6 protein-coding genes are annotated in these 10700 nt (G+C 74.7%); 4 read left to right on the top strand and 2 right to left on the bottom strand.

Going from position 1 to position 10700, the window contains the following annotated elements; all coding sequences use genetic code 11:
* Window positions 1-78: 78 nt before the first annotated feature.
* Window positions 79-1560 carry a class I adenylate-forming enzyme family protein gene (locus ACIGZJ_RS00930; RefSeq protein WP_396455300.1) on the bottom strand — a complete coding sequence of 494 codons (1482 nt, stop codon included), beginning with the start codon at window positions 1558-1560 and terminating at the stop codon, window positions 79-81.
* Window positions 1557-2471 (bottom strand): transglutaminase domain-containing protein, encoded by a 915-nt coding sequence (locus ACIGZJ_RS00935; protein WP_396455301.1) that lies wholly within the window; start codon window positions 2469-2471, stop codon window positions 1557-1559. Before ACIGZJ_RS00935 ends, ACIGZJ_RS00930 begins: the two co-directional genes overlap by 4 nt.
* Before the next feature lie 546 nt (window positions 2472-3017).
* Here ACIGZJ_RS00935 and ACIGZJ_RS00940 point away from each other — a divergent pair.
* From ACIGZJ_RS00940 to ACIGZJ_RS00955, 4 genes are all read left to right on the top strand, one after another.
* On the top strand, window positions 3018-5003 hold the full coding sequence (locus tag ACIGZJ_RS00940) for an ABC transporter ATP-binding protein (RefSeq protein ID WP_396455302.1): 1986 nt from the start codon (window positions 3018-3020) through the stop codon (window positions 5001-5003).
* Window positions 5000-6802 (top strand): ATP-binding cassette domain-containing protein, encoded by a 1803-nt coding sequence (locus ACIGZJ_RS00945; protein ID WP_396455303.1) that lies wholly within the window; start codon window positions 5000-5002, stop codon window positions 6800-6802. Before ACIGZJ_RS00940 ends, ACIGZJ_RS00945 begins: the two co-directional genes overlap by 4 nt.
* 81 nt (window positions 6803-6883) lie before the next feature.
* Window positions 6884-7885 (top strand): proline racemase family protein, encoded by a 1002-nt coding sequence (locus tag ACIGZJ_RS00950; protein ID WP_396455304.1) that lies wholly within the window; start codon window positions 6884-6886, stop codon window positions 7883-7885.
* A gap of 110 nt (window positions 7886-7995) precedes the next feature.
* Window positions 7996-10554 (top strand): ATP-dependent Clp protease ATP-binding subunit, encoded by a 2559-nt coding sequence (locus ACIGZJ_RS00955; RefSeq protein ID WP_396455736.1) that lies wholly within the window; start codon window positions 7996-7998, stop codon window positions 10552-10554.
* The last annotated feature ends 146 nt before the right edge of the window (window positions 10555-10700 follow it).

A 10700-nucleotide genomic window follows, 5' to 3' on the forward strand; every position in this document is an offset into this window, starting at 1 on the left:
GCCGCGACCGGGGGCAACGGCTCATCGATCAAGGAAAGTTGGCACGTCGGGACGGACCGGGCGGCGGCCGCCGCCCGGTCACGGGCCGCCGTCCAGCAGGGCGGCCAGCCGACCGCGGTCGACCTTTCCGTGCGCCGTGAGCGGCAGCCCGGCCACGATGCGGATCAGCGGCGGCACCTTGTACTGCTCCAGGTGGTCGCCCAGGCCGTGGACGAACTCCGCCAGGGTGCGGCCGGTCACCAGGAACAGACAGGCCGGCCTGGTGCCCGACGGGGGGAGGACGGCCGCCTGGGCGACGCCGGGGACGGCCAGCGCGGACCGCTCGACCTCGATCGCGCCGACCCGGAACCCGTTCTGCTTGTAGATGTCGTCGGTGCGGCCCTTCACGTAGAGGTAGCCGTCCTCGTCCATCCAGCCGAAGTCGCCGGTGCGCAGCTCGGCCGTGCCGTCCGGCCCGGTGGGGAACCGGGCGGCCGTCAGTTCCGGGGCGCGCCAGTAGCCGGCCATCAGATGCGGTCCGCGGACCACGATCTCCCCCTCCTCGCCGGGCGCCGCCGCACGGCCCTCGGCGTTCACCACCTGGCAGTCCGTCCCGGTGAGCGGGCGGCCGACCGAACCCGGCCGCAGGTCGAGCTCGGCGGGCGTCAGGATCGAGACCCGCTTGCACTCGGTCAGGCCGTACATCAGGGCGAGCCCGGCCTCGGGCAGGGCCCGCCGCAGGGCGTCGGCCAGTGGTTCGGTGAACGCGGCGCCGGTGCTGGTCACCAGGCGCACCCCGTCCGGCGGCTGCCCCGCCCGGCCGACCAGCTGCACGAGGGCGGCGGCCATGCTGGGCACCAGCGGCAGGACGGTGGCGCCGCAGGCGGTGAGCGCCTTCAGCAGGCGCGGCCCGGTGTCCGAGGGCGGCGGGAGCACCAGTCGGGCGCCCGCGAGGGTCGACAGCAGCAACTGGTAGAGCCCGTAGTCGAACGAGAACGGCAGTGCGCAGAACACGGTGTCGTCGCCGCGGTAGCCGAGCCGTTCGGCGATCGCCCGCGCGGCGAACAGCATCGGGGCGTGCGGGGACACCACGGCCTTGGGCGCACCGGTGCTCCCCGAGGTGTAGATCAGCGCGGCGGGGCGGTCCGGGTCGTACCGGGGCTCCGGCGGGCCGGACCGGGCGGCCGCACTGGGCGGCGCCGGCGGCGCGCCCAGTGCGAGGACGGGCACCCCGGAGTCGCGGTGGGTCGGTGACAGCTCCGGATCGACGAGGGCGAGCACGGGGGTGCAGTCCCGGGCGATGTGCGCCAGCTGGGCCGGCCGGATGCCCGGGTGCAGCGGGACGAACACGGCGCCGGCCCGGGAGCAGCCGTAGACGGCGGCCGCGAGGGCGCGGGAGTTGGCGCCGTGCAGCAGGACGCGGTCGCCCTGCGCCACGCCGTTGCGGGTCAGCTGGTCCGCCACGGATTCGGCGGCCAGCAGCAGTTCGCGGTAGCTGTACCCGCCGTCGGCGTCCTCCACCGCGGGGGCCCCGGGCGTCGCCGCGGCCTGCCGGGCGAGCACCTCGTGAAGCTGCCTCAAGCGGCTTCCTCCCTGGTGCGCAGCGAGAACCCGCAGGGCTCCCCGCCGTGGGTGACCAGCTGACGGGGCTGCCCGCCGAGCCGGTGGAACAGGCCGACCGGGGACAGCGTCGGCGGCCACTCGGCGGCGCCCGGCACCCCCCAGGCGGAGAGCGCCTTGGGCAGCAGCGGGTCGACCGGCAGCCACTCGCCGGCCACCTGGAACTCCGCCCAGGTGTGGGCGGAGGAGAACGGGACGGCGACGATGAGCCCGGACGCGACGCGGGCGTCCATGCCGCGGTCGAGGGCCTCCTCCACCAGTGCCCGGGCCATCAGGATGCAGTCCCCGATCCCGGTGCGCTGCATGAGTCCCGGCTCGGCGGCGGCCGTCCCGGGCAGCAGGTAGTAGTCGATGTCCTGGAAGACGCGCAGCACCTCGCGGACCGCGGCGGGGAGCTCCCGGGGCCGGCCCGCCGCCCGGACGACGAGGGAGGCCAGCGGCTCGGTGGCGTCCCGGTGGGCGTCCTGGGCGCGCGGCGGTCCGTCGTCGAGCGCGAGCGTGTACCGGCAGGCGCCCTCGTGCCCGGGATCGGGGCAGCCGGCGGCGACGTCGACCCGGTGGACGGGCGGTGCCCCGGCGGTGCCGAGGCGGCGCAGCGCGCGGACCCAGTAGGTCATCACGCCGCGCCTGGCGGAGGGCAGCCGGAGGTAGAGCGACACCGAGGCGATGTCGTCCTCGTCGAAGAGCGGGCCCTCGGGGGTGGCCAGGTGCGGAAGGCCGAGACCGACGAGCTGGTCGACGATCTCCCCGGTCATTCCGTAGCCCCGCTTCAGTGCGGACGGCGGCAGTCGGAAGACCCGCTGGGAATGCGGAATGCGGAGCAGCGGAGCGATGATCCGCGCCGGGGATGGGCCCTCGGCCGGGATGGTCACGCGGGGCCTCCTGGGGTCCGTCGTCGGTCGCGCCGAACATCGCGCCGACCGTCGCGCCGACTGTCGGTCGGGCCGTCGGCCGACGCCTGGTCGGTCGGCGCTGGGAAACATAGGTCAAAGCCTTTCGATCTTTCAACTGCCATCCGATGAACCGGAAATGGGGTGTCGAACGGCCTGGTCAGGGTGTTCGACGGGGCCTGCGATTGGTCTGGACAACCTCGTCGGCGCGCTGCTAGCGTCCGTGGCTCGGTGCTGCCGTCCGGCGATCCCCCCGACCTCGGGTGAGCGGCCGGCCGGCGCCGCACCGCCCGTACCGCGGGGGCCCTGAAACGAGGCCCACCCCGCTCCGCGACCGCTGGGACGGACCCCGGACCCCGGACCCCGGACCCCGGGCGGGACCGGGGGAGCGGCGTGGCGCCGTTCGGGCCGGAAGGCGTCGTGGCCGAACCTCTCGCAGACCGCGGGTCCGCCTCCCCGAAGGTCCGCCTACCCGCAGGCCTTTCGCACCGCAGGCCCGCCGACCCGCCCGACCACGAAGGGGCTCCTGTGCCCGAAGCAACCGCCACCCCGTTGCGCGCGTTCCTGGCGCGCCGCACCGGGCAGTGGCTGCCCATCCTGGGGCTGATGCCGGCCGCCGGCCGGGCGACGGTCGCCGCGACGGCGCTGTTCAACCTGGTGCTCGGGCTGCTGCCGCTGGGCTTCGTGGTCGGCATGGCCGAGGTGATCTCCCGGGTGCCCGCCGCGCTCGACCCGTCCGACCGGGACTGGAGCGGCCTGCTCACCCCGTTCGCGCTGGGGGTCGCGGCGCTCGTGCTCCAGCAGCTCCTCGCCCCCTTCCAGCAGTACCTGGCCAGGGTGGTCGTCCGCCGGGTCGACGTCCACTGCGCCGGGCGGATGATGTCCGCCTCGCTGGCCGGGGCGGACATCGCCGCGTTGGAGGATCCGGCCGTCCTCACCCTGCTCGGGAACGCCCGCGAGGCCTTCCAGCGCACCACGCTGACGCCCGGCGACGCGGTCGCGGGCCTGCTGGCCCTGGTCGCGCGGTACGGCCAACTGGCGGGCGCGGTGGTACTGCTGGCGTTGGTGCTGGGCCCCTGGCCGGCCCTGGCCGCCGGGGCGACCGCCCTGCTGGTCCGGTTCGGCCAGCGCGGCTCGCTCGCCCGGTTCGCCGACATGTGGCGCGGCCTCGGTGCCCGGCGGCGGGAGTTGGCCTACCTGCGGGAGCTCGGATCAGGCCCGTCGGCGGCCAAGGAGATCCGCATCCTGGGCATCTTCGACTGGCTGGCCGCCCGGCACGACGCGCGGAGCGACCTCTTCCTGCGAACGCTCTGGAAGGCCCGGCGGCGGCTGCTGTTCGCCCCGTTCCTCTGGTTCACCGCCGCCGGGCTGGCAGGCGCGGTCGTGCTGCTGCTGGCCGTGGTCCGGCAGGCCCTCGACGGTGAACCGGGGCTCTTCGGACTCGCGCTGGCCCTCCAGACCGCCCTGGTGCCGATGCGCTTCGGCGTCTACTTCCCCGACAGCGACGCCCAGACCCAGTTCGGGCTCCAGGCCTTCCACGCGCTCCGCGACTTCGAGCGGCAGACCGGGTCGGCCACCGCCCGGTCCGCCGCACCGGTCCCCGAGGGGAGGGCGGCGGTGGAACCCGCCGCCGAGCCGACGGCCGCCATCCGCTTCGAGAAGGTCGGATTCGGCTACCCGCGCAGCGGCCGCACCGTCCTCGACGGCCTCGACCTCGACCTCCCGGCCGGCCGGTCCACCGCCATCGTGGGCCTCAACGGCGCGGGCAAGACCACCCTGGTCAAACTGCTCACCAAGCTCTACGAGCCGGACTCCGGCCGGGTCACCGTCGACGGCGTGGACCTGCGGACGATCGCCGCCGACGCCTGGCAGAGCCGGCTCGCGGTGATCTTCCAGGACTACATCCGCTACGAACTGACCGCGCGTCGGAACATCACCATGGGCGCGCCCCACCTCGCCGAGGGGCTGTCGGCCGCCGCCCTGGCCGCCGCTCTGGACGCCGCGATCGACCGGGCGGACGCCCGGGCGCTGATCGAAGGCCTCCCGCAGGGCCTGGACACCGTGCTCTCCCAGCGCTACACGGGCGGGCAGGACCTCTCCGGCGGCCAGTGGCAGCGCATCGCGCTGGCCAGGGCGTTCTACGCCGTCGAGGCGGGCGCCCGGGTGCTCGTGCTGGACGAGCCCACCGCCCAGCTCGACGTGCGCGCCGAGAGCGAGTTCTTCGACCGCTTCCTGACCCTCACCGAGGGCCTGACCAGTGTCGTCATCTCGCACCGCTTCTCCACCGTGCGACGGGCGGACCACATCGTCGTGCTGGACGGCGGCCGGGTCGCCGAGCGCGGCACCCACGGGGAACTGCTGCCCCGGGACGGCGAGTACGCCCGGCTGTTCCGGCTCCAGGCCGCCCGCTTCGGCGAGGCCGAGGCTGAGGCCGAGGCCGGGACCGTGCCCGATGCCGCGCCCGAGGCCGTGCCCGGGGAAACCGCACCGCCGACCCTGGAGTCCGCCCGATGAGCCTGATGCTGCGCGCCGCCCGGCTGCTGGGCGGACTCGCCCTTCGACACGGCCGTCGCCGACTGCTGGTGTCGGCCGTCCTCCTGCTGCTCGGATACCTCGCCACCCCCGGCATCGCGCTGGCACTGCGCCGCCTCACCGACGAGTCCCTCGCCGGCCACGGCGGCGCCGCCACGGCCGCCGCCCTGGCCGCCGCGGGGCTGCTGCTGGCCGAGCTGATGCTCGGCCACTTCGCGCACCTCTCCTACTTCGAGCTCGGCGAGCAGCTGGAGGCCCGGCTGCACCGCGAGCTGTGCGCGGTGTCCAACGGGGTGCCCGGGCTCGCCCACGCCGACCGGCCCCGGTTCGCCGACACGGTGGCGCTGGTGCGGGACGAACTCGCCCGGGTCCGGGCCGCTCTGGAGGCGCTGCTGCAGTTCCTCGGACTGGCACTGCAGACCGTCGTCACCACGGTGCTGCTCGGCTCCGTCAACCCCTGGCTGGCGCTGCTGCCGCTGGCCGCGGTCCTCCCCGTCCGGCTCGGCCGCCGCGCGCAGGAGCTGTCGGACGCCGCGCGCGAGGAGTCCGCCGAGCGCACCCGGCTGGGCCAGCACCTCCTGGCGCTGGCCACCACCGCGCAGCCGGTGATGGAGCTGCGGCTGCTGGGCGGTGGCCGGGAGCTGGTCCGGCACTACACCGCGAACTGGCGGTCGGTCTCGCGGACCCTGGCCCGCGCCGAGGCCCGGGCGGCCGCGCTGCGGGCCGCCGGGCAGCTCTGCTTCGCGCTCGCCTACGGAGGCGCCGTCCTGACCGTGGTCGCCCAGGCGGCCACCGGTACGTCCGCCGTCGGGGACCTGGTGCTGGTGATCGCCCTCGCGGTGCAGGTGGCGGTGCAGGTCTCCGGGGTGGTCGGGCTGTTCGGCGTCCTCCAGGGGGCGGGCCGCACCGCCGAGCGGCTGGAGAAGCTGCGGAACTGGTCCGAGGAGGGGGACGCCGAGGCCGCCCCCGCCCGCCCGGGCCCGGCTCTGCCGGCCCCCGCCCGACTGGAGCGGGGCATCCGGCTGGAGGGCGTCGGGTTCCGCTACCCGGGCGGTGACCGCCCGGCCCTGCGCGGCATCGACCTGCTGATCCCGGCCGGGGCCACCGTCGCCCTGGTCGGTGAGAACGGGGCGGGCAAGAGCACCCTGGTCAAGCTGCTCTGCGGCCTCTACCGGCCGACCGAGGGCCGGATCCTGGTGGACGGGACGGACCTGCACGAGCTGTCAGCCGCCGAGTGGAGCGCCAGGGTCGCCCCGCTCTTCCAGGACTTCGCCCGGCTGGAACTGCTGCTCCGGGAGAGCGTCGGGGTCGGCGCCGCCGACCTGATGGCCGAGGACGCGCCCGTCCTGGCCGCGATCTCCTCGGCGGGCGCCGACCGCGCGCTCGCCGCCGTTCCCGACGGCCTGGACGGCCTGTTGGGCCGCTCCTACGGCGACGGCGCCGAACTCTCCGGCGGGCAGTGGCAGTCACTGGGCCTCGCCCGCTGCCTGATCCGCCGCGATCCCCTGCTGCTGGTGCTGGACGAGCCCGCCGCCGCGCTCGACGCGGCGGCCGAGCACGCGCTCTTCCGCCGCTTCGACCGCACGGCCGAACTGGCCGCGCGCGAGCACGGCGCGATCGTGCTGTTCACCTCGCACCGGTTCTCGACCGTCCGTCAGGCCGACCTGATCGTGGTGCTGGAGGACGGCGCGGTCCGCGAGTCGGGCGGCCACACCGAGCTGATGCAGCAGCACGGCCCGTACCGCGAACTGTTCGAACTCCAGGCCCGCGCCTACCACTGACCGCCTACCACCGACCGCCGGCCGCGACCGCCACCCGCCGCCCCGGCCGGGCGTCCGACCCCGCACCACCGGAGAACCCCCATGCGCAGCCGGCTCGTCCTGCACACCGTCGAATCCCACACCGAGGGCATGCCCACCCGGGTGGTGACCGGCGGCGTCGGCACGATCCCCGGCGCCACCATGGCCGAGCGCCGCCGCTACTTCCTGGACCACCTCGACCACCTGCGCACCCTGCTGATGTACGAGCCGCGCGGCCACTCCGCGATGAGCGGCGCGATCCTGCAGTCGCCGACCCGCCCGGACGCGGACTGGGGCGTGCTCTTCGTCGAGGTCTCCGGCTGCCTGCCGATGTGCGGCCACGGCACCATGGGCGTGGCGACCGTCCTGGTCGAGACCGGCATGGTGCCCGTCACCGAGCCCCGCACGGTGATCCGCCTGGACACCCCGGCCGGGCTCGTCGTGGCGGAGGTCGAGGTCGAGGACGGCGCCGCCCGCAGTGTGACGCTGCGCAACGTCCCCTCGTTCGTGGACCGGCTGGACGCCCTCGTCGAGGTGCCGGGGTACGGCCCGCTGCGGATGGACCTCGCCTACGGCGGCAACTTCTACGCCATCCTGCCGCTGGACCAGGTGGGCCTGCCCTTCGACCGGCGGGCGGGAGCGGACATCCTGACCGCCGGACTGGCGATCATGGAGGCCGTCAACGAGCAGGTGCGCCCGGTCCATCCGGAGGTGCCCGAGATCGCCGGCTGCCACCACGTCCAGTTCGTCGCACCGGGTTCGACCGCCCGCCACTCGCGGCACGCGATGGCGATCCACCCCGGCTGGTTCGACCGCTCCCCGTGCGGAACCGGGACGAGCGCCCGGATCGCCCAGCTGCACGCCCGAGGCGAGGCGGGCGTCGGCGACGTCCTGGTCAACGAGTCCTTCATCGGCAGCCGCTTCACCGCCGCGGTCCTGGAGGAGACCGCGGTGGCGGGGCGGCCCGCGGTCATCCCCTCGATCACCGGCCGCGCCTGGCTGACCGGCACGGCGCAGTTCCTCCTCGACCCGGACGACCCGTTCCCGGCGGGCTTTCTGCTCTAGAGCCTGAGTGTGTCCGACGCTCCCCGGGCGGGTCCGTCCCGACAGGCGGCCCGCTGCAGGCTGTGTTTGTGTGGGCCCAAACCGCCTGGGAGAGGTGATCCACAGTGACGATGCCCCCGTTCGGATCGAACGATCCGTTCTCGGATCTGCTCAGCCGCTTCTTCGGGATGAGCCCGACGGCCTCCCCGCCCGCCGTGCAGCGGGTGCCGATCGGGCGGCTGCTGAGCGAGTCCTCGCAGGAGCTGCTGGCGCTGGCCGCGCAGCGGGCCGCCGAGGACGGGGGCAGCGACCTGGACACCGCGCACCTGGCCTGGGCCGCCACCCGGGTGGAGCCGTCCCGCCGGATGCTGGAGCGTGCCGGGATCGACCCGGACGAGCTCGCCGAGGACCTGGGCAAGGCCCTGCCGACCGGGGACGCGGCGGCCCCGGACGGGCGCCCCTCGCTCACCCCGTCCGCCAAGCGCGCACTGCTTGCCGCGCACGCCCGTTCGCAGGCGGCCGGGGCCTCGTACATCGGGCCGGAGCACATCCTCGGCGCACTGCTGGACGAGGAGCGCTCGGGCGCGGGATCGGCCCTGCGCAACGCGGCGCCCTCGCCGGAGGCGCTGCGGACGGCGCTGGTGGGCCGCGGCACCGGCGGCGAGCGCAGCGGTGCGGGTACCCGGTCGAGCTCGACGCCCACCCTGGACGAGTACGGCCGCGACCTCACCGAGGACGCCCGGGCGGGCCGGCTGGACCCGGTGGTCGGCCGCGCCGAGGAGATCGAGCAGACCGTCGAGATCCTCTCCCGCCGGACGAAGAACAACCCCGTCCTGATCGGCGAGCCGGGTGTCGGCAAGACCGCGATCGTCGAGGGCCTGGCGCAGCGGATCGTCTCCGGGGACGTCCCGCAGAGCCTCAAGGAGAAGCGGGTGGTCGCCCTCGACCTCACCGCGCTGGTGGCGGGCTCCAAGTACCGGGGCGAGTTCGAGGAGCGCCTGAAGTCCGTGATCGACGAGGTCACGGCGGCCGACAAGAGCGTGATCCTCTTCCTGGACGAGCTGCACACCGTGGTCGGCGCGGGCGGTGGCGGCGAGGGCTCGATGGACGCGGGCAACATCCTCAAGCCCGCCCTGGCCCGCGGCGAGCTGAGCGTGGTCGGCGCGACCACCCTGGACGAGTACCGCAGGCACGTGGAGAAGGACGCCGCGCTGGAGCGCCGCTTCCAGCCGGTGCTGGTGCCCGAGCCGAGCGTCGAGGAGACGGTCGAGATCCTGCACGGGCTGCGCGACGCGTACGAGGCGCACCACCAGGTGCGGTTCACCGACGAGGCGCTGGACGCGGCCGCCACGCTCTCCGACCGGTACGTCAGCGACCGCTTCCTGCCGGACAAGGCGATCGACCTGCTCGACCAGGCCGGTGCGCGGGTCCGGCTGCGCAGCCTGAGCGGCTCCACCGAGGTGATGCCGGTGCAGGACCGGATCACCAAGCTGCGCCGGGAGCTGGACGAGGCCGTCGCGGACGAGGAGTTCGTGCGGGCCGCGAACCTGAAGACCGAGCTGCGCCAGACCGAGGACGAGCTGGCCGCGATGGCCGGGTCGCGCGAGGAGGTCGTCGCGGTCACCGCGCAGGACATCGCCCAGGTGCTGTCGGGCCGCACCGGCATCCCGGTCGCCGAGCTCAACGCGACCGAGCGCGAGCGGCTGCTGAGGCTGGAGGAGCACCTGCACCGGAAGGTGATCGGCCAGGACCAGGCGGTCACGGCCGTCGCCCAGGCGGTGCGGCGCGGCCGGGCCGGGATGGGCGACCCGGAGCGGCCGACCGGATCCTTCCTGTTCCTCGGGCCGACCGGCGTCGGCAAGACCGAGCTGGCGAAGGCGCTGGCCGCGCTGCTGTTCGGCGACCCGGACCGGATGATCCGCTTCGACATGAGCGAGTTCCAGGAGAAGCACACCGTCTCCCGGCTGGTCGGCTCCCCGCCCGGGTACGTCGGCTACGAGGAGGCGGGCCAGCTCACCGAGGCGGTCCGCCGCAAGCCGTACAGCGTGCTGCTCTTCGACGAGGTGGAGAAGGCCCACCCGGACGTCTTCAACCTGCTGCTCCAGGTGCTGGACGACGGGCGGCTGACGGACGCCCAGGGGCGCACGGTCGACTTCCGCAACACCGTGGTCATCATGACCAGCAACATCGGCTCGCAGCGGATCCTGGACCACGCGGGCAACGTGGACGAGATCCGCGAGGACCTGATGCGGGACCTGCGCGGGCAGTTCCGGCCGGAGTTCCTCAACCGGATCGACGAGGTGATCGTCTTCCACGGGCTCACCCGCAAGGACCTGCTCTCGGTGGTCGACCTGCTGCTGGAGCGCAGCCGGCGCCGGCTGAAGGCACAGGACGTGGGTCTTGAGGTGACCGAGGGGGCCAAGGAGTGGCTGGTCAACCGGGGTTACCAGCCGGAGTTCGGGGCGCGTCCGCTGCGCCGGACCATCCAGTCGGAGCTGGACAACCGGGTCTCCAACCTGCTGCTGGACGGCAGTGTGCAGCCGGGCGACACCCTGATCGCGTCGGTGGAGGACGGCGGGCTGGTGGTGACGCCGGCCCGACCGGAGGCCTCGGCGGCGGGGGAGGCCGGGGGGCCGGGGGAGGAAGGCGCAGCGGACACGGGGAGCCTGGCCCGGTCCGGTGGGAACTGAGGCGACGGCCGGTCCGCCCCGCGCGGGCCGTCCGGTGAAGGGCGGCCCCGCGCGGGCGTCGGCGGGCTTCGGGTCGGCTCCGGGCCCGCTCGGGACGTGCCGTCGGCGTGCTCTGGGCGTACTCCCCGGGGAGTACGCCCAGAGCA

Source organism: Kitasatospora sp. NPDC052868, assembly GCF_044547105.1.
GTDB lineage: Bacteria > Actinomycetota > Actinomycetes > Streptomycetales > Streptomycetaceae > Kitasatospora.

Coding starts and splice junctions, on each gene's coding strand:
- ACIGZJ_RS00950 (WP_396455304.1), top strand. CDS start 6,884: ATGCGCAGCCGGCTCGTCCTGCACACCGTCGAATCCCACACCGAGGGC.
- ACIGZJ_RS00945 (WP_396455303.1), top strand. CDS start 5,000: ATGAGCCTGATGCTGCGCGCCGCCCGGCTGCTGGGCGGACTCGCCCTT.
- ACIGZJ_RS00955 (WP_396455736.1), top strand. CDS start 7,996: ATGCCCCCGTTCGGATCGAACGATCCGTTCTCGGATCTGCTCAGCCGC.